At 52.8% G+C, this 18,467-nt stretch carries 15 protein-coding genes; 8 read left to right on the top strand and 7 right to left on the bottom strand.

The annotated features are described in order from the left end of the window. Positions 1–417: 417 nt before the first annotated feature. Together QMG16_RS15600 and QMG16_RS15595 are read left to right on the top strand one after the other, a co-directional pair. Positions 418–2,754 (top strand): transglycosylase domain-containing protein, encoded by a 2,337-nt coding sequence (locus QMG16_RS15600; protein ID WP_281795728.1) that lies wholly within the window; start codon positions 418–420, stop codon positions 2,752–2,754. A gap of 271 nt (positions 2,755–3,025) precedes the next feature. Next, positions 3,026–4,039, top strand: coding sequence for a glycoside hydrolase family 3 N-terminal domain-containing protein (locus QMG16_RS15595; protein ID WP_281795727.1), 1,014 nt, complete (start codon positions 3,026–3,028; stop codon positions 4,037–4,039). A gap of 119 nt (positions 4,040–4,158) precedes the next feature. Here QMG16_RS15595 and glyS read toward each other — a convergent pair whose 3' ends face one another. Together glyS and glyQ are read right to left on the bottom strand one after the other, a co-directional pair. Next, positions 4,159–6,231: a glycine--tRNA ligase subunit beta gene (gene glyS, locus QMG16_RS15590; RefSeq protein ID WP_281795726.1), complete on the bottom strand. Its 2,073-nt coding sequence runs from the start codon at positions 6,229–6,231 to the stop codon at positions 4,159–4,161. Between the two features lie 16 nt (positions 6,232–6,247). Continuing rightward, a complete protein-coding gene (gene glyQ, locus QMG16_RS15585) occupies positions 6,248–7,129 on the bottom strand; it encodes a glycine--tRNA ligase subunit alpha (RefSeq protein WP_281795725.1) in 882 nt (293 codons plus the stop codon). 479 nt (positions 7,130–7,608) lie between these two features. Here glyQ and QMG16_RS15580 point away from each other — a divergent pair, with 479 nt between their 5' ends. Continuing rightward, on the top strand, positions 7,609–7,782 hold the full coding sequence (locus QMG16_RS15580; protein ID WP_281795723.1) for a hypothetical protein: 174 nt from the start codon (positions 7,609–7,611) through the stop codon (positions 7,780–7,782). 248 nt (positions 7,783–8,030) lie between these two features. Here QMG16_RS15580 and QMG16_RS15575 read toward each other — a convergent pair whose 3' ends face one another. The 5 genes from QMG16_RS15575 to QMG16_RS15555 form a co-directional block, all read right to left on the bottom strand. Then, positions 8,031–9,392: a protein kinase domain-containing protein gene (locus QMG16_RS15575; protein ID WP_281795721.1), complete on the bottom strand. Its 1,362-nt coding sequence runs from the start codon at positions 9,390–9,392 to the stop codon at positions 8,031–8,033. 24 nt (positions 9,393–9,416) lie between these two features. Next, positions 9,417–10,142, bottom strand: a complete 726-nt coding sequence (locus tag QMG16_RS15570; protein ID WP_281795720.1) for a metallophosphoesterase family protein — start codon at positions 10,140–10,142, stop codon at positions 9,417–9,419. 350 nt (positions 10,143–10,492) lie between these two features. Beyond that, positions 10,493–11,212, bottom strand: a complete 720-nt coding sequence (locus QMG16_RS15565; RefSeq protein WP_281795719.1) for a M48 family metallopeptidase — start codon at positions 11,210–11,212, stop codon at positions 10,493–10,495. A 344-nt stretch (positions 11,213–11,556) separates the two neighbouring features. Then, positions 11,557–12,210: a lactate utilization protein gene (locus QMG16_RS15560; RefSeq protein WP_281795718.1), complete on the bottom strand. Its 654-nt coding sequence runs from the start codon at positions 12,208–12,210 to the stop codon at positions 11,557–11,559. A gap of 62 nt (positions 12,211–12,272) precedes the next feature. Next, positions 12,273–12,740, bottom strand: coding sequence for a ferritin-like domain-containing protein (locus QMG16_RS15555; protein ID WP_281795717.1), 468 nt, complete (start codon positions 12,738–12,740; stop codon positions 12,273–12,275). Between the two features lie 511 nt (positions 12,741–13,251). On the opposite strand from QMG16_RS15555, the gene QMG16_RS15550 reads away from it, so the two are divergent. The 5 genes from QMG16_RS15550 to QMG16_RS15530 all read left to right on the top strand — a co-directional run bounded on the left by QMG16_RS15550 (position 13,252) and on the right by QMG16_RS15530 (position 18,458). Next, positions 13,252–14,241 carry an AAA family ATPase gene (locus QMG16_RS15550; RefSeq protein WP_281795716.1) on the top strand — a complete coding sequence of 330 codons (990 nt, stop codon included), beginning with the start codon at positions 13,252–13,254 and terminating at the stop codon, positions 14,239–14,241. After that, positions 14,238–15,113 (top strand): DUF58 domain-containing protein, encoded by an 876-nt coding sequence (locus QMG16_RS15545; RefSeq protein ID WP_281795713.1) that lies wholly within the window; start codon positions 14,238–14,240, stop codon positions 15,111–15,113. Before QMG16_RS15550 ends, QMG16_RS15545 begins: the two co-directional genes overlap by 4 nt. 92 nt (positions 15,114–15,205) lie before the next feature. Beyond that, positions 15,206–16,246, top strand: a complete 1,041-nt coding sequence (locus QMG16_RS15540) for a BatD family protein (RefSeq protein ID WP_281795711.1) — start codon at positions 15,206–15,208, stop codon at positions 16,244–16,246. Positions 16,247–16,323: 77 nt separating this feature from the next. Further along, entirely contained in the window at positions 16,324–17,436 is a 1,113-nt protein-coding gene (locus QMG16_RS15535; protein ID WP_281795710.1) for a vWA domain-containing protein, read from the top strand. Next, entirely contained in the window at positions 17,433–18,458 is a 1,026-nt protein-coding gene (locus tag QMG16_RS15530; RefSeq protein ID WP_281795709.1) for a vWA domain-containing protein, read from the top strand. The genes QMG16_RS15535 and QMG16_RS15530 overlap by 4 nt, the downstream gene beginning before the upstream one ends. The last annotated feature ends 9 nt before the right edge of the window (positions 18,459–18,467 follow it).

The following is an 18,467-nucleotide window of genomic DNA, read 5'->3' as shown; positions in this document are numbered from 1 at the left end:
ACTCTGGTGCCTGCCTCTGCTTTGAACCGCCCCTTCCCTCTGCGCCTGAGCGATGAGTTGAAGGGGGCTCAGCAGAAAGGCCAACGTCCCGATACCTACAACAATTATTTTCGACACATTCATCTCTTAAACCTCACTCGATGTTTTTTTCGATACCAGACATCCCCGCCATCACACCGATAAATCCGACCACAATATTGACAAACACCCCCTATTTTGGAGATAACCCGAACAACCACCACGATGCATCAGAATCTTTTATCTTAATAAAACTCCATTGTGTTCGAATCAAGATCATCGTTAAAAAATGTGCAATGATCTCAGTAAAATAAAACTGGAGATCCGTATGTCGCATCGGGGTGTAAGGGCGACCGCCCATGCCGTGTTTGCAAGAATCCTGTTATCTAATGGCGTGCTATGAAGAAAATCCATTACCCATCGGAGAGTCCTTATAATATCCAACTTTTATGCTTCCTGATCTTGTCATTGGCGCTGACAGGTTTTTTCGCATGGGAAACACACCGGGAGCTGCGGCCGTTTCCCGAAGGGCTTCGGCCCAATGGACTCTCTTCTCATAAAGCACAATTCCTGGACCGAAACGGTATTCCTCTTTCCGTGACCTACACTCATCCCTGGAATATCAACGACTGGCTTCCTTTGCACGAAATTCCCCCCCTATTGCAAAACGCCTTCATCGAATCCGAAGACCGCAGATTCTTCGACCATCATGGTGTGGACTGGATTGCACGAGCACATGCAATGGCACAGAACTTCCTCGCCTTGAGGCCAGTGCGTGGAGCAAGTACCATCACCGAACAGGTAGTGCGTATCCTCCATCCACGTCCACGCACTCTATGGTCCCGCTGGATCGAAGGATATGAAGCCGGTCAACTGGAAAAACATTTTTCCAAATCGGATATACTGGAATTTTATCTCAACCAGGTTCCTTATGCACGGCAGCGGCGAGGAATTTTACAGGCGTCCCGGCTGTATTTCGACCGAGATCTGGACACGCTGAATGCACGTGAAGCATTGGCGCTGGCTGTTTTAGTCAGGGCTCCCAGCCGCCTGGATCTCCCGAATGACAGCAAACGACTGGAAAAATCCATCCAAAAATTGGCTCGCCATATGCGCCGAGAAGGAAAGCTATCCGACGACCAATACGTTTGCGCACTGAAATCCCCCTGGGTCCTCTCAGAATCTCGATTGCCGGTGGATGCCGGCCATTTCATTCAGCACGTGTTTCGCCTCGGATTCATTCAGAGACACCATTCAGTGGGCTCCGCATCTGCAAACCCGGTCGGCGGGCTTCATCTACAAGAACCATATTCATCATATTCCGCCAGAATCATGACCACTCTGGACAGCTCTTTGCAAATAAAAGTTCAGAACATTCTAGACCAACGACTCCAGGATCTTCGGGGAAAAGATGTAAGAGATGGAGCGGTGCTCGTCGTCAATCATGAAACAGGTGAGGTCCTGGCATGGGTCAACGGAGGAGGTTTCTCCAGAGATACTCCGGGCGGGTGGATCGATGCAGTAACCACTCCAAGGCAGCCGGGATCGACGCTGAAACCTTTTCTTTATGCAATGGCCCTTGACCTGGGCTGGACCGCAGCCACTCTCATTGAAGACTCCCCCGTGATCGAGGCAGTGGGTTCAGGCCTGCACCCCTTTCGAAACTACAGCCGTAAATTTTATGGTCCTCTGCGTTTACGGGAAGCACTGGGCAATTCACTGAACATCCCCGCAATACGCACGATTCAGTTCACCGGAGTGGATCGATTTCTGGAACGGCTGCATGAATTGGGATTTCGAAGCCTGACCCAGCCTTCCGCATACTACGGTGAAGGGTTGGCACTGGGTAACGGCGAAGTCAGCCTTCTCGAACTGGTACAGGCCTATTCCGTCCTGGCTCTCAATGGGGAATTCCGCCCTTTGCGCTTCACTTTGGGAGAAGCTCCCGGCAAAGGGGCGTCACGGAGGATTTTCAGCGACGAAGCGTCATCTCTGATTGCAAACATCTTATCGGATCCTCAGGCTCGTCGTCTTGAATTCGGTTCAGGAAATATTCTTCGACTTCCCGTTCAAACGGCTGTAAAGACAGGAACATCCAACGACCACCGTGACGCGTGGGCTGTGGGTTTTTCCTATCGCCATACAGTGGGAGTCTGGATGGGCAACCTGGATCGGCGTCCCACCAATGGCATCACCGGAACGACAGGGCCCGGCCTGGTCCTGCGCGCTGTTTTCGCCGAACTCAACCGACTTGAAGAATCCCGGCCGCTTTATCTGAGCCCCCATCTCACGGTGGTGAACATCTGCAGGGAAAGCGGCCTTCGAGCAACACCTCTCTGTCCTACCATCCGGGAATGGTTCAAAAGGGATGACATCCCTCAAAGTTTTTGCCCTTTGCACTCAGGCTTTCAAAGCATCAAGAAAGTCGACATCACACCCCAGGAGGAGCATTTCACTAACCTGCACCTTTTGCAGCCGACACCGGACCTGCAACTGGCCATGGACCCATACATCCCCGACGAAATAGAGGCTTTCTCCTTGACGATTCCCAACCATGTACAAATCGTGAAGGTAGAATGGATCATTGACGGCAAGGTATGGGGAGTGACGGGAATAAATGAGCATCGTTTTGTCTGGCCCGTTTCCAGAGGGGTTCATTTCGCACAGGCCCGGGTGTGGCGCTCCGAAGCGGTGGAACCTTCAATGACACCGAAAGTGAGATTCTTTGTGAAGTGAAGGAATTCTACTTTAGTGGTTGTGCCTGTAACACTCTGTTCACTAATCCTTTACATCCACACTCGATCTCCCGTAAATTAGCTGCCATGCGCAAATACAGGAGCCCAGCGGGAAAGGCAATGAGGCAGATTCGCTTGTCCGGGGAAAAATTCTTGCTCTTTTGCCACGCCGGGTCGGGACTCGAGACGCAAATGCCGGAGCATCCGGACCCGTACTCCGTTTCATTGTCTGGAACCGAGAACGGATCAGTCAAAGAAGGAACTAAAATAGAATGACTGCAAAAAAACGCCCGTGGCAGGAAACTGCGGGAATACATCTTATGGTGGGCTTCCACGGCACCAACATGGACGAAGAGTTGAAATTCATCATTCGCGATTTCAAAATCGGGGGAATCGTCCTTTTCAGGAGAAATATCGAAAGCCCTGAGCAGCTCCGAACCCTGCTGACGGAAGCCCAGTCATTCGCCGGTGAAACTTTGGGACGATCCCTGCTGGTTTCCATCGATCAGGAAGGGGGGCCGGTGCAACGCCTGGAGGCGCCGTTCACTCAGCTTCCCTCCGCGCGAGATCTGGCTTTGGAAGGCCCCGAAGCCATCGTCCATTGGACGACCAGAGCAGCGGATGAACTGCGGCAAACAGGCATCCAAATCAATCTGGCTCCAGTCCTGGATGTCTTCTCCGGCACCCCCTCACACTTCATGGAAGCCCGCTGCCTGGATTCAAACCCTCAAAAAGTGGCCGCCCTCGGAAAAATATGGATTCAAACTCTCCAGAAAAACGGCGTTTCCGCAACGGCCAAGCATTTTCCAGGATTGGGGCTGGCGGAATCGGACCCTCATCATTTCGCACCCGTCATCCATTGGACTGACGATGCATCCATGCAACGGGACCTGTTACCCTTCAGGGAAGCCATCCGGGATGGAGTCCACTGCGTCATGACATCCCACGCACTCTACCCCTACCTCGATCCAGATTGGCCGGCAACTCTCTCCCCGAAAATCAACAATGAATGGCTCCGCGGCAAGCTGGGATTTGAGGGAGTGCTTTTGAGCGACGACATGGACATGGCGGCGGTTTCGCAAAGGTATAGCTGGGCCGAAACGGTCTTCCAGGGAATGGCATCCAGTATCGACTTTTTCCTCCTCTGCCAGCAGACGGAAAACATCGCTCCCTTCCATCAGGCTCTGAGCAGCGCCTTGGAAGGCGACACAAACCTCCAGGATCTGCATTACAGGTCCCTCCAGCGCATAGAACGGCTGCTTCAGCGCCATGTACGGGAATGCTGATTCATCACGAAGGTTAAAATTCCTATCTACCACGGAGGCACAGAGGAATCCTTAAGAATTCCAAAATCTTCTCCGTGTCCTCCGTGGTAAATAACAGGATATTGGAATCCGCCAAATCCCTAAGCGGTTTGAATTTTTCTGAAATCAGCCACACCGGAAAAGAGATTCCGGATGCGGGTGAGGAGAGCCAACCGGTTCCGCCGAACGGCCTCATCCTTGTCCATTACCAGGACGGAATCGAAGAAGGCATCGATGAATCCCTTGAGGCGGGACATGCTCTCGAGTGCAGCGTCGTAGTCCGCATTGGCCAGGCAACCGGAAACCACCCCTTCCGTATCCCAGAGGTTTGCAAAGAGCGCCTGTTCTTCGGCGTTCTGGAGGAGCTCCGGAGCCACAGGGATCGTTTCGGGCTCTTTGATGATATTCACCACCCGCTTGAAGGCGACGGCCAGGCTTTCAAAATCCGGACGCAACTTGAATGCGGCCAGCGCCCTGGTGCGCGCCACGGCATCCACCAGATCGTCGATGCCCACCGCGAGGGAAGCCTCCACCACATCGGAGCTGAACCCTTCCTGGCTGACCAGGTAATGGTGCAAACGCCCCTGAAAGAATTCCAACACCGCCTTCTTGACCTCTTCGGCGGGCGAGGTCAGTTTGCTGCTGAGAAGGGGCAACGCCTGATCGATCATGCCCGAAAGGGAGACGATGAAAGGTTTCTCCAGAATGATGCGGATGATTCCCAGGGTCTGGCGGCGCAGGGCAAAGGGATCGGCCGTTCCACTGGGGATGAGTCCCACCCCGAAACAGGAGACGATGGTATCCATTTTGTCCGCAATGCTGAGAAGAGAACCTTCCATGCTTTCAGGAACGGGTCCTCCCGCGCGATTGGGAAGGTAATGTTCGAAAATCGCCTGCGCCACCGCTTCCGGTTCACCCTGCAGCCGCGCGTAGGCCCGGCCCATGACGCCCTGAAGTTCCGGAAATTCCCCCACCATTCCCGTCACCAGGTCCGCCTTGCTCAAATACGCCGCCCGCAGGAGGCTGTCCAGGCACTCGGGTGCCAGCTTTTCGCCGAGCCACCGGGCCAAGGCGGTGAATCGCTCCACTTTTTCCCAACTCGTGCCCAGCTTGGAATGAAAAACCACGCCCTTCAATTGCTCCGTGCGGTCCTCCAGGCGGACCTTCTGGTCTTCCTCGTAGTAGAAACGGGCATCTTCCAGGCGAGCCCGCACCACGCGCGCGTTTCCCGCCGCCACCACTTTCACGTCCCGTGGAACCGTGTTGGCCACTGTGACAAAATAGCGGAGCAGGTTCCCTTTTTCATCGGTTACGGCAAAATAACGCTGGTGCTTCTTGATCACCGTAATGAGGAGTTCCGGGGGAAGCTTCAAGAATTTTTCTTCGAACTCTCCCACTACAGGCTGCGGATGCTCCACGATCTGAGCGACTTCATCCAGAAGCTCTTCATCTTCCAGAATCCGCCCCCCCACACTGCGGGCCGCCTCTTGGATTCCCTTCGCAATGAGGTTCCTGCGCTCTTCCCGGTCGAGGATGACAAAGTGCTTTCTGAGATTTTCCCGGTGGCTCTCGTAATCCGACACGGTCACCCATTGGGGACTCAGGAACCGATGACCGAAAGATTGGTTTCCACTCTGAATGTCGCCATACTGGAAGTGGAGGACTTCTCCACCCAAAAGCGCCACAATCCATCGGATGGGGCGGGCAAAGGTCACATGCAGGCTCCCCCAGCGCATGGACTTGGGAAAGGGAATGTGCGCCACGAAGTCCGGAAGCATCTTCTCCAGAAGTTCCCTGGTGGGAACGCCTGTTTCCTCGCGCACAACGCAGAGATATTCCCCTTTGGGGGTCTTCTTGATCCGAATATCCTCCACCGCTACACCCTGCCCCCGGGCAAACCCTTCCGCAGCCTTCGTGGGGCGGCCTTCCGCATCGTAGGCCACCTGTCTGGGAGGCCCCATGATTTCGGTGGTGCAGGCTTCCTGATGCAGGCCCACTCCGGCTACCTTCAGAACCAAACGCCTTGGAGTGCCGGTGGTGAACGGTTCTCCATGGGGGATACGGTTTTCGTCCAGGAAGCGCACCATCTGCGTGGACATGGCTTCCAAGGCCGGCAGGATGTATCCCGCGGGAATCTCTTCACTTCCTATTTCAAGATAAAGTGCTTCTGCCATGGTTTCCTCTATTCGGTTATTTCCGGTCCCATTTGTGGAGCATTGGATACCCCATCCCTTCACGCTGCGCCGCATAGGCATGCGCCACCAACCGCGCCATGTTGCGTACGCGGGCGATGTAGTTGGTTCGCTCCGTTACACTGATGGCCCCCCGGGCATCCAACAAATTGAACACGTGGGAACACTTGAGAGTGTAATCATAGCTGGGAAGAACCAACCCCTTTTCGTTGAGGCGCAGGGACTCGGCTTCGTACATGTTGAAAAGCTGCAGCAGCATGTCCACATCAGCTTCTTCAAAGTTGTAATGGGACCATTCCACTTCACCCTGATGGTGAACATCTCCATAAGTGATGTCCCCCGTCCAGGCCAGGTCATAAACGTTATCGACCCCCTGAAGGTACATGGCGATCCGTTCCAGTCCGTAGGTGAGTTCGACGCTCACGGGGCTCAGGGAAATTCCCCCCACCTGCTGGAAGTAAGTAAACTGAGTGATCTCCATACCGTCGAGCCATACCTCCCAGCCCAGCCCGGACGCTCCAAGAGTGGGGGATTCCCAGTCATCTTCCACGAAACGGATATCGTGTTCCAAGGGATCGATCCCGAAGCTCTTGAGACTTTCCAGGTAAAGCCCCTGAGAATCGGGCGGAGAAGGTTTGATGACGACCTGATACTGGTAGTAGTGCTGAAGCCGGTTGGGATTCTCCCCGTAACGGCCGTCCGTCGGCCGGCGGGAAGGCTCTACGTAGGCCACCTTGTACGGCTCGGGTCCCAACACTCTCAAGAAGGTGGCAGGATTGAACGTACCCGCTCCGACCTCCAAATCGTACGGCTGTTGGATAACGCACCCGCGCTCGGACCAAAACTTATTGAGTGCAAGGATCAGTTCCTGGAACGTCATGGATAGCTCCTTCAATAAGGATTTGAAAAAGAAAAAAGTCAGATTCCAAAATCTGAATCACCGAAAGGCTGTCTGAAAATTCCTCTGCTTGGGAGCCGAACCTGCTTCGATTCCCCCCTTGAGGGGGGGCAGGGGGGTGTTTTCGGACAACTTCTGAAAGAACATATGAAACTTCAGCCGAAAAACCGGCTGATCTCATCAAAAATAGCTGTAAATTTCGGTGTATAGACGTTGAGGCTTTCCATTGTCAAGAAAAAATACGGGGAGGATGCTCATTGAAAGGCCGGTTGAAAATGAAAGAAACCGCCGGCCCGGAGAGTCACTCAAATGGGAGAAAGCCGGGCAAAATCTTTGTCACCCTCCTTTTCCTGCAGCATGGAGCATTGACAATGGATGTCTTGTGATTAAAGTATCTTCGTAAAATGAAAGGATTGGGAAATAAAAAATAATGACTCTCACCAAAAAGAGAGGAGTTCAATATGTTCGAAGTAGATATTTCCGAACTGAGAAAGCAGGGTCGTCCTCTTTGGATGAGCAACTTCCCCCATGAGTCCTATGCCGATTTGCTGGGTGGGGGAGGTGACATTTACACCGATCGTCTCCATCCGGAATGGATGAGGGATTTCGGCAAAGAGGAAGAAGAAGAAAAATAAAAGAGCCGGAAAAATCCAAAGTTTAATTTATTTGGATTTTTAAATATATACAGTACAAAAAAAGCAGGGAATTTACCCTGCTTTTTTTGTATCCTTGAACTCCGAAACCTGCATATTCGAGACAGCCCTCTCCATTGCAACCACTTCCCGGAACAAAACAGGGGGCCGCCGCAAGAGTAAGGGGCGGTATTCCGGCGACTCCATCCAACCGGACCGCCTGGAATGAAGCACCATCATTCCGACTGTTTTCAGCCCTGCCTGAGACACACTGCCCGCACATAATATTGGCAGGTGAAATCCCCCCAGCCTGCAAACCCCAGTTCCCCATCCACATACCATGCAGCAGTGAAAGAACGCCGATCACAGCTCCAGAGCCACTTTTTGCTCCGGTCAAATACCGGCTCCATGCAATCGTCCTCTCCATGGGCAACGGGCTTTATGAGAGAAAGCAATTCATTTACGGTGGGAAGCCGCCATGTGGAACATCCCCCGAAGTGTTCCTCGTTGAGGTTTCGCACGTAGTCATGCGCATTCTCCCACTCCAGGGGATCAGGGGACCCTCCTTTCTGCCAGAAGAGATTCGTTGCCCTGTCGAGAACGATTCCTTTATTTTCAAGGATCTCAAAATCATTGGCAAGGGAATGAAGCGGACGGTAAAGACTGTCGCACCGAAAAATTTCGGGAGCCTCCCGAGGGCCCACCTTGGCGGGGGCGGCGCGCAGCGAGGCAATCATTTCCTGTTTCGGCTCAATCACTTGCGTTGACCTCTCGGGAAACGAGCGGCAGATATCCCGTTTTTTTTCCTCCCAGGCTTTGCTCAGCACATCGAGCCTTCCCAGCATCTCTTCAGCACGGTTGAAACGATTTTCCCTCAGGGGCGCAATGGCTTTCCACACAAAATCATCCCAGGAAGGATCCACGTCCGGATGGCATTCGCTCGGCGGGAGCATTTCCGCTTCAGGCAACCTCCCCGTCAGCATGCGATAGAAAACTACCCCCACACCATAAAGGTCCGCCCTCCCGTCCACTGTCTCGGGGTCCCTTTCCTGTTCGGGAGCGGCATAATAGGGAGAACCCACCATGACATTGGGCGGATTGCGGAAGTCTTCCCCCCGTAACTTGGAAAGGCCAAAATCTCCGATCTTCACCTGATCTTCATCGGTAATGAACAAATTATAGGGTTTGACGTCACGGTGCACCATCCCTGCACGATGCATTCTCCCCAGCCCCAGAAGGATCTGGCGCGTATAGCGGATGGCCTTGTCGAGGCTGAGCATACGGGTGGGCTCTTCCACCCGGGCACTCTCCCCGATGAGCATCCCCAGATTCTGATAATAGTATTCCATCGTGAAGAAAGGTGAGCCTTCGTCATAGTCGAAGTCCAATACTTTCAATAGATGCGGATGGCGCAATGCCGCCATCGCGACCGCTTCAGCGATGAAGCGCCGCTCGACTTCCTCCCTTCCCAGGGAATGCAGGAGATGCGGATGAGGCGCCAGCAGTTTCAGCGCCACCATTTTGTTGACGACGGGAAGGCGGGCTTTGTAGACCACTCCCATTCCACCTCTTCCCAGCAAGCCGCATACTTCATATTTGCCAACGGTCTTCATTCATGTTTCTCTTTTTCTCGCGTGCTACCAGAGACGCCGGGCATTGATCTCGGGAAACCCTAGGTCCAGGATTTTCTTCACCGTTGCTGCGATATCGTAAGGGATAAACCGAACATCCAGTGTCCGCGCTTCGCCGTCCCAGATGACGTACTTGGCCCGATTGTCGCCGTCCCTTGGCTGTCCGACACTTCCCACGTTGATGATGTACTTTTCACCTTTGGGCAGGAAAATAATCCCTTCTTCCAGGGGGATTGCATGATGTTTCAACCCCTTCGAAACGACCAGCGCCAGTTCATGAGTGTGCCCCACGAAGCAGATCTCCTGCTGAAGTTCCAGAAAGGCGCGGTGCATGAGGCTTTCAGAAACCTGGAAGAGATAGGTATTGATGGAATCGGGAGGAAAACCATGAACGCACAAGCAATCACAGACGACGCGAGAAGCCTTGAAGGTCTTCAGGTATTCGATGCTCGCGGGTGAAAGGAGCCTCCGTGTAATCTCCAGGGAGAGGCGCGCGGAAGGGTTGAAACGGGGAAGAAAAGATGGATCGACAATCCCCAGTTCGTGGTTCCCCATGACGGAAGGGATGTTCCGGGCTTTCAGAAGTTCCAGAACCTCTTCCGGTTCGGGGCCATACCCGATGTTGTCCCCCAGGGAGGCCACACAATCCACCCGGGTCTGATCCAGGTTTTTCAGGACCTCCCGGAACGCTTCCAAGTTCCCATGAATATCGGATATCACCGCGATGCGCATCTCTTTTAACATCCTGCCGGCCGGATATTCTCATACCCGATGTTTAAGTACCTGAGCAGAAGTTATTTAACATTCTTGAGCCTTATTGATTACGTCATTCCGGCATGCTTTTAGCCGGAATCCAGCCCCACGGCAAATTCTCTGGATACCGGCTTTCGCCGGTATGACGGTATGAAAATGCCAAAAAATATGTGCTCAGGTGCTTAAGGGTTCAAAGATCGTGATGGCTTCCAGCAAACGATCGACTGCACCACCCCCACAGGAAAGCCTTGAATCGTCCTGAGAGTGTAGAACGATCGAACTGTTTCTTGAACTGTTTCCCGGGGTACGGCATGGAATCGTAAGCCGGATCACCGGGCCCATGGAGGGACGTGGCTTTGTGCAGCGTTCACACCGGCGTCCAGGACTCTATAGCGAGGTTCCAGTTTGGCAACGGAGGCCCAAAAGCTTGGCGAGTGATTGAGATGGATGGTGTGGCAGAGCTCATGAATCATGACATATCGCACCAATTCCGAAGGAAGAAAAAGCAGCTTGCAGTTGAGGCTTATGGTTCCCTTGCTGGAACAGCTTCCCCATCTGCTTTTCTGTTCCCGGACCTGGGTTTTTTGAAAAACGAGGCCTGTTTCCTCACCGATCCTGTGGAGCCATGGAACGAGGTGCCGATGCCCCTGGTGTTTGAGCCAGAGGCGCAAAAGTTGCCTGCACATTGCGGAGTCATTCACATTGCCTATGAATTCCAAATGTGAATCGGGTGATTCGATGAGTTCCATCCTCGAGGCTGGCCCCGGTCTGTATTGGACGGTGATGAGTCGGTCGACCGCCTTGAGGTTCACCACTTGCGGCAGGCTCGGAGCGCTTTCCGCCAGGTATTGCCCCCGCATCCGAAACTTGTTGAATACCTCTTCAATCCATTCCTTTTTTTCATGAATGATGGAAGGGATGTGTTTGCGGTCAAACCCCTTGGGAATCACCACTTCCAGGCCCTTTCCCGGGAATATTTTAAGGATCACTCTCCGGGCCCTCTGGCTCTCCCTGACAGAAAACGGCGGCAAATGCTCTGAATCTTTCATGGATACAATATTCCCCTTCGCTGCACACAAAACGGAACCTGATCCGTCTCAGAAATTAACTCCCATGACCGGAACGACCACAACACAAAATAAAAAAAGCAAAGAGACAAGGGGGATGGAGGATTCCAATATCCCGTTATTCACCACGGAGACATGGAGGACACGGAGAAGATTTTGGAATTCCTCTGTGAGCTCTGTGCCTCCGTGGTAAATGGGGATTTCAAGAGCGGCTCACTCCCTAAAAGCCAACAAGAGAAGCGGGAAACGCTCTTGAAAAACGATGTTATCACGAGCCATGAACTATGAACCATGAGCCCTTTTTCATATAAAAAGGTCACCGGTGCTCAAATTCCGACGTTTTCATTGATCAGGACCACTTTGATGCGGCCCTTGGGGAAGCTCTTTTCGGTGATCGCCCAGGAATTGCATATGCGCTCGGGGCTCTTGCATTCTTCGCAATAGGAAGTCTTCACACAAGGGGTCTTCATCTCCAACCGCATGGCGTTCGTCGGAGCCACATAATCCTTGATGCGCAGCATGGCGTCTTCCAGGTCGGGCACGATTTTATTGCGTCCCAAAAGGATCACCACGTTTCTCGGTCCAAAGGTGATGGCCCCGACGCGGTTGCCGATCATATCCAGGTTGACAAGCTTTCCCGTTTCCGTCACGGCATTGGTGCCGGTAATGAAAAGGTCCACCAGGAGGGACTGCCGGCGGCGTTCCATCACCTCTTCCCTGGAAATGGTTTTATCAAAAGTATCGATAACTTCCAGACCGGGTTTCGCCTTGACGGCCTCGATGAGTCCCGAAGACACAAGGGTCATGGACCCTCCCCAGGAAACACTTTTGGCGCCGGATTGGGGCAGAATTTCATCCAAAACGATCTTCCTGGCTTCACCGAGATCCTGTGCCATAAAAACCTGGAAGTTGTTTTCTTCCAATGCTTCCTTAAGATTTCTCAATCGAATCTGCCAGTAATTTTCTATCGGTTTTTCCATGGGTCATTTTCCTCCTTTGGAAACGAAAAGAAAAATTCCGGTGCCTCCCCCAGACATCTTTTTTATCCGGCTATCCTCCTGCGCCGGTCTTCCAGAAGTGCAATGTGCCTGCGCTCCTCATCCTGGATCCTTTGGACATGTTTGAGCGTTTCCGCATCGCTGACAAAGGATTCCATAATCTCGTAGAACGCAATGCTGTCCTGCTCAAACCCTATCGCGATCTTCAGCAACTCGTCTTCATCGGAAATGGAACTGAAATCCACTTCCTCCAGTGAAAAGGCATGATCCGAAACAGCATCCTGCAAAATAAAGCCACTCATTTGATCCGCCAAATCATCTTTCTCCCTGAGTGCGATCATTTTTTTCATTCGAATGAAATAATCTCTATGCGCAACTTCTTCATCGGCATTCCAGCGTAAAAGTTCTTTCAAAGACCTATCGGCAACATTCTCGATGGCTTCCCGATAAAAGCGCTCACCGTTTTCCTCGATGCGAATGGCAAGATCGAGAATTTCAGCGCCAGTAAACATAAAACCTCCTTTTTTGTTTCTATTGATATTCCAAGGAGATGCTCCCTTATCCTCTTTCCCCCATCAACCCGAGCATCACGATGAAGCATGAAATCCCGGCACAGCAATGAATCGACTTTAACATAATTTCCCGCACCGTGTACTTCCCCTTTTCTGAACCCTTTCGCCCGCTGCCAAACTTTTTTCTTACCCTTTCCTCAACAGCCAAGGCCCACACCCCTTTTTCAGCCATTCTCTTTTCGAAAAACTTTAAATACCCAGGTGTAAGTTCTTTATACTCCGCACAGGGGAAAATTCCCGGGAGAAAGCCCCCCCTTTGTGAAGGTCGCAAATATAAATATTATCAAAAGCATCCAATATTGAAATCACTGCGATATTTCCCGCATACCTTGATTTTTGACAAAAAATTTATAGAATTTCGCCCGTATTGCTTTCGGCACGGTCAATCGACTTTGCACCAGGCATACATGGGAGACTCACTGAGAATCTTTTGCGGAGGAAGAAACTGAAAATGGCAGTCGATGTGAAGAAAATCGGCGAAAGGGTTCAAGAAGAAAGCAGGACGATTCAGAGGCTTCGGTCCGAAATTCAGAGCGTCATCGTGGGCCAGGCGGAACTCATCGACCGCCTGCTGGTGGGCTTGCTCTGCAACGGACACATTCTCATCGAAGGAGTTCCCGGGCTGGCAAAGACCCTCACGGTCACCACTGTGGCAAAGGCCATGCAGACTTCCTTCCAGCGCATCCAGTTCACCCCGGACCTCCTGCCGGCCGACCTTGTTGGTACGCTCATCTACAATCCCAAGACCGGGGATTTCAACGTCAAGAAGGGTCCCATTTTCCACCAGATCATTCTGGCCGATGAAATCAACCGCGCTCCAGCCAAGGTACAAAGTGCTCTGCTGGAAGCCATGCAGGAACGTCAGGTCACCATCGGAGACACGACCTTCCCCCTGGAAGAACCCTTCATGGTCCTGGCCACGCAAAACCCCATAGAACAGGAAGGGACATATCCTCTTCCCGAAGCCCAGGTGGACCGGTTCATGCTGAAGATCAGGGTGGCCTATCCCACCATGGCCGAAGAGCACCAGATCCTCAAACGCATGGCCAAATCGTCTCCGGACACGCAGGTCACTCCGGTCCTTTCCCCGCCGGACATCCTGCGACTGCGGGAATTGAGCGACGAAGTCTACATGGATGAAAAAATTGAAGAATACATCATCAATATCGTTCAGGCGACCCGGACCCCCGGCGACTATGGAATGCAAATGGGGGACTTGATTCGTTACGGGGCTTCACCACGGGCGAGCATAGCCCTTTGCATGGCCTCCAAGGCCTATGCTCTGCTTCAGGGCCGCGGGTATGTGACCCCTCAGGACGTAAAGTCCATCGGCATGGATGTACTTCGACACCGGGTCATCATCAGTTACGAAGCCGAAGCCGAAGAGAAGACATCGGAAGATTTGATTCAGCAGATCTTCGGCACAGTTAAGGTTCCATGATTCCCAGAGAACTCGCACAGAAAATCCGCTATCTGCAAATTTACACCAGCAAGGCCGTCAATGATGTCCTGGCCGGTCAGTACGAAAGCGTCTTCAAAGGCCGGGGGATGGAATTTGAAGAGGTGCGCGAATATACGCCCGGGGACGACATCCGCGCCATCGACTGGAATGTGACCGCACGCACAGGAAAGCCCTTCATCAAACACTTTCGCGAAGAGCGGGAACTGACGGTGATTTTCCTCGTAGATCTGAGCGCATCGGGGAACTTCGGAAGCACCCGGCAGCTCAAGAACGAAGTGGCCGCAGAAATTTGCGCCCTGCTCGCTTTTGCCGCCATCAAGAACAACGACAAGGTCGGGCTGATCGTTTTCACCGACCAGGTGGAAATGTTCATCCCTCCCAACAAGGGGACGCGCCATGTGTTGCGAGTCATCCGGGAAATCCTTTCTTTCAAACCCAAACGCGGCAGGACGGATATCGCTCAAGTCTTGGACTACCTGGGACGTGTGCTCACCAAGCGGGCCGTGGTGTTTCTCATCAGCGATTTTCAGGCGAAGGGGTTCGAGCGTTCCCTGCGGGTGATCGGACGCCGCCATGACGTGATCGCAGTCACCGTCAGCGATCCCAGGGAAGTGCAGCTCCCCGATGTGGGGCTGATCGAACTGGAAGACGCCGAAACGGGTGAAACGGTGCTCCTGGACACCGGAAGTTCTCATGTCAGAAAAGAGTACGAGCGCCTCAACGAGGAAGGGCTCTCCAGGCTGCACGAGCTTTTTCGTTCTACTCGAATCGATGAAATTCGCATCCAGACAGGTAAAAAGTATACACTCGATCTGGTGCGGTTTTTCAAGAATCGAGAGAGAAGAAAATAGGTTTTTCTCATAAAATGACGCAACCAAGACATGTATCTACGCAAATTCCATTACGGCGTCCTGGGTCGATTTGGGGATTTGAGATATTTCCCTTGAAATCAGTCCTGATCATCATGTCCGTACTGTTGTCTCTTCATGCCTGTAAAAGCGCCGGGTCCGAAGAATCCCAAAAGCCGCCCCAGCCGGTGAAGACAATCAAGAGGGTATACGAGGAAAAGCCCCTCTACGTGAGGCTTTCTGTCGATAAGGATACCATAAGCGTTGCCGAACAGCTACATCTCACTCTCGAAGCCGACGCACCGGAGGGATATGAAGCCCGGTTTCCGGATCTCGGTCAAAAGCTGGGTGAATTCAGAATCACAGACTATAAAATCGACCCGCCCCAACTCAGCGCGGAAAATCTTGTACGAACAAGAAGATTTTACACCCTGGAACCCTTTCTTGCAGGGGAATACCACATTGCTCCCATGGAAATCGTTTTCCTCACCAAGTCCAATGCCAAAGCTGATTCCTCAGATCTGGAAACCCATACCATTCGCACAGAGGAATTGACCGTCAAGGTCCATTCCCTGCTCGGTGAAGATCGAAACAAGCTGGAGATCCACCCCATCTACGGCCCGGTGGAGCTTCCCCGCTCCCCGATACCCTTGAGTTACATCCTGGCAATGCCGGCAGCTATCCTCTGCATCGGCGGATGCGGGTTCTGGTGGTTGAAGATGCGCAAGAAAAAGAACGGAGGCGAGGCATCACCTCCCATTTCACCTCATGAGTTTGCCTACCGGCAGCTACAGGAAATCCTGGAGGAGAATTTTCTGGATCGCGGCGAATTCAAACTGTTCTTCTCGCGCATTTCAGATGTCGTTCGATATTACATTGAAAACCGTTTCGGATTGCATGCCCCAAAACTCACCACCGAGGAGTTTCTGGCAACCGTCCACAGAAAGAACCCTTTTTCTCCGGAACATCAAAGACTGCTGGATGATTTCCTGAATCATTGCGATCTGGTCAAGTTTGCAGAACATCATCCCACTGGAGAAGAGGCTCAAAAGAGCATCGAGGCCTGCAAGGCTTTCATCGATGCGACCAGACAGGAGAAAGTGAGAGATGACTCGGAGTTCATAGCAAATCGATGAGGACTGCTCACTTCCGCTCAGACAAAGTATTTTATGGCTGCAGGCACAAACGCATCGGATGAAATGCGATAAGGCTTATGAGATTTGAATTTCCATGGGCTTTTCTTCTTTTGGCAGCCCTGCCCTTCTTGATCCGGCAGGCCCGCCATGGCAAGGGAAGCGCCGCATTAAGATTCTCTTCCGTGAAAAATGCACGATCTTGTGCGCCGTCCTGGAAAATGCGTTTCAGACATCTGCCGCTCCTGTTGCGCATCCTGGCCATTCTCCTTTTAACGATCGGCCTTGCAAGGCCTCAAGAGGGGAGAGAGGAAGTGCGGGACGTGCGCCAGGGCATCGCCATCGAAATGGTCGTAGATCGTTCGGGCAGTATGGGCCAGGAACTTTATTATGAGGGACATCAGTTCAACCGCCTCGAAGTTGTAAAGAAAATCTTCAAAGAGTTTGTCCTGGGGAACGAAAAAGACCTCAAGGGACGCCCCAACGACCTTATCGGCATGGTGACCTTCGCCCGCTATGCGGACACCGTATGTCCCCTGACCCTGAGCCATGGCGCCTTAGACCGGTTTATCGAAAACATCCGGATCGTGACTCGAAAAAACGAAGATGGAACGGCCATCGGAGATGGACTGGCTCTGGCTGCTGCGAGGCTCAAAACCGCCGAAGACCGTCTGAAAAAGGGAAATGCAGCCCCTTCCTCCGAGACATCGGACCATTCGCTTTTGTCACAACCCGCAGACTCCGCAGCGGACAAGGACTATCGGATCAAAAGTAAGGTCATCATTCTGCTGACGGACGGGCAAAACAATGCGGGCAAGCGCTCCCCGGAGGAAGCCGCCCGTTTGGCCAGGGAATGGGGAATCAAGGTGTATGCCATCGGCATAGGCGGCCGGGAGTCTTTCGTGACCCTACAGACCCCCCTGGGCGCCTACAGGGTTCCCGGCGGCCCCGGCGTCGACGAAGCCACTCTCAAGGCCATCGCGGAGGAAACCGGCGGCAGCTACTGGCTGGCTGAATCTGCCGATAAGCTCCACTCTATTTACAAAGAAATCGACAAGATGGAAAAGACCGAAATCGAATCCGTTCGCTACATGGATTATGCTGAAAAGTTTTCCCCTTTCGCTCTTTCGGCACTTTTGCTGCTTTGCTCAGAGCAGTGGCTGCTGAGCACCCTTTTCAGGAGGATTCCATGAACGAAATGCATCTGGGAAGCCCTGAAATGCTTTACCTGCTCTGGCTCCTTCCCTTCCTTGCTGGAATATACCTCTACAGATTCCACAAGAAGGACGAGGCTCTCAAAAAGTTTGCCGAAATTCCTCTTCTGAAGCACATCAATGCCGCAGTCAGCCGGGGCCGGCAGTGGGGAAAAGGGGTTCTCGTCCTGTTCGCTGTGCTCTTCATTGTCGCGTCTCTCACCCGCCCGCAATGGAACCCACGGCCGGAAAAAATCGAACGCAAAGGCCGGGATGTGGCCATTCTTCTGGATGTTTCCAAGAGCATGCTGGCTGAAGACCTCAAACCCAACCGTCTGGAACGCTCAAAACTCGCCATCCAGGATCTCTTGGATCGCCTGCAAGGAGATCGCGTAGCTCTCATCGCCTTCGCTGGCAACGCGGCGGTGAAATGTCCCCTCACACAGGATTATGGTTTCTTCCGCCTCATGCTCAACGACATCGGTGTCGAAAGCATCGAACGGGGGGGAACGCATATCGGTGATGCCCTGCGGAAGACCCTGGATGAAGTCTTCAGCGATCGCCTGAAGCGATTCAAAGACGTGATCCTCATCACCGACGGAGAGGATCACGACAGTTTTCCAGTGGAAGCCGCCAAGGAAGCAGGAGAGCGAGGGATTCGCATCATTGCCATCGGCCTCGGAGACGAGAAGGAAGGCCAACGCATTCCCATCCTCAACGAAAAGGGAGAGCGTACCTTTCTGCGTTATCATGGGCAGGAAGTGTGGACCAAACTCGACGCCGAAACCCTGAGAAAGATGGTAGATGCAACTCCCGGTGGACGCTATCTCAATGTGGCGACCGGGACTTTCGACCTGGGAAGCATCTATGAAAAACTTGTGGCCGGCGCAGAAAAAACACAGCTGGAATCTGTCACCATCAAACGCTACGAAGAAAAATTTCAGATCTTTCTAGCCGTGGCTCTCGTGCTGCTCTTCCTGGAACCCTGGATCAGCGAACGCAGAAGAGAGGATCATAAATAGCTCATGGCT

It is taken from the genome of Desulforhabdus amnigena (assembly GCF_027925305.1).
Taxonomy (GTDB): domain Bacteria; phylum Desulfobacterota; class Syntrophobacteria; order Syntrophobacterales; family Syntrophobacteraceae; genus Desulforhabdus; species Desulforhabdus amnigena.
The sequence above is the reverse complement of the archived record's forward strand: the minus strand, read 5'-3'. Positions and strand labels throughout refer to the sequence as shown.

What these genes read in the sequence shown, in the direction of transcription:
- QMG16_RS15600 (WP_281795728.1), top strand. Translation starts at nt 418, where the DNA reads ATGAAGAAAATCCATTACCCATCGGAGAGTCCTTATAATATCCAACTT.
- QMG16_RS15595 (WP_281795727.1), top strand. Translation starts at nt 3,026, where the DNA reads ATGACTGCAAAAAAACGCCCGTGGCAGGAAACTGCGGGAATACATCTT.
- glyS (WP_281795726.1), bottom strand. Translation starts at nt 6,231, where the DNA reads ATGGCAGAAGCACTTTATCTTGAAATAGGAAGTGAAGAGATTCCCGCG.
- glyQ (WP_281795725.1), bottom strand. Translation starts at nt 7,129, where the DNA reads ATGACGTTCCAGGAACTGATCCTTGCACTCAATAAGTTTTGGTCCGAG.
- QMG16_RS15580 (WP_281795723.1), top strand. Translation starts at nt 7,609, where the DNA reads ATGTTCGAAGTAGATATTTCCGAACTGAGAAAGCAGGGTCGTCCTCTT.
- QMG16_RS15575 (WP_281795721.1), bottom strand. Translation starts at nt 9,392, where the DNA reads ATGAAGACCGTTGGCAAATATGAAGTATGCGGCTTGCTGGGAAGAGGT.
- QMG16_RS15570 (WP_281795720.1), bottom strand. Translation starts at nt 10,142, where the DNA reads ATGCGCATCGCGGTGATATCCGATATTCATGGGAACTTGGAAGCGTTC.
- QMG16_RS15565 (WP_281795719.1), bottom strand. Translation starts at nt 11,212, where the DNA reads ATGAAAGATTCAGAGCATTTGCCGCCGTTTTCTGTCAGGGAGAGCCAG.
- QMG16_RS15560 (WP_281795718.1), bottom strand. Translation starts at nt 12,210, where the DNA reads ATGGAAAAACCGATAGAAAATTACTGGCAGATTCGATTGAGAAATCTT.
- QMG16_RS15555 (WP_281795717.1), bottom strand. Translation starts at nt 12,740, where the DNA reads ATGTTTACTGGCGCTGAAATTCTCGATCTTGCCATTCGCATCGAGGAA.
- QMG16_RS15550 (WP_281795716.1), top strand. Translation starts at nt 13,252, where the DNA reads ATGGCAGTCGATGTGAAGAAAATCGGCGAAAGGGTTCAAGAAGAAAGC.
- QMG16_RS15545 (WP_281795713.1), top strand. Translation starts at nt 14,238, where the DNA reads ATGATTCCCAGAGAACTCGCACAGAAAATCCGCTATCTGCAAATTTAC.
- QMG16_RS15535 (WP_281795710.1), top strand. Translation starts at nt 16,324, where the DNA reads ATGAGATTTGAATTTCCATGGGCTTTTCTTCTTTTGGCAGCCCTGCCC.
- QMG16_RS15530 (WP_281795709.1), top strand. Translation starts at nt 17,433, where the DNA reads ATGAACGAAATGCATCTGGGAAGCCCTGAAATGCTTTACCTGCTCTGG.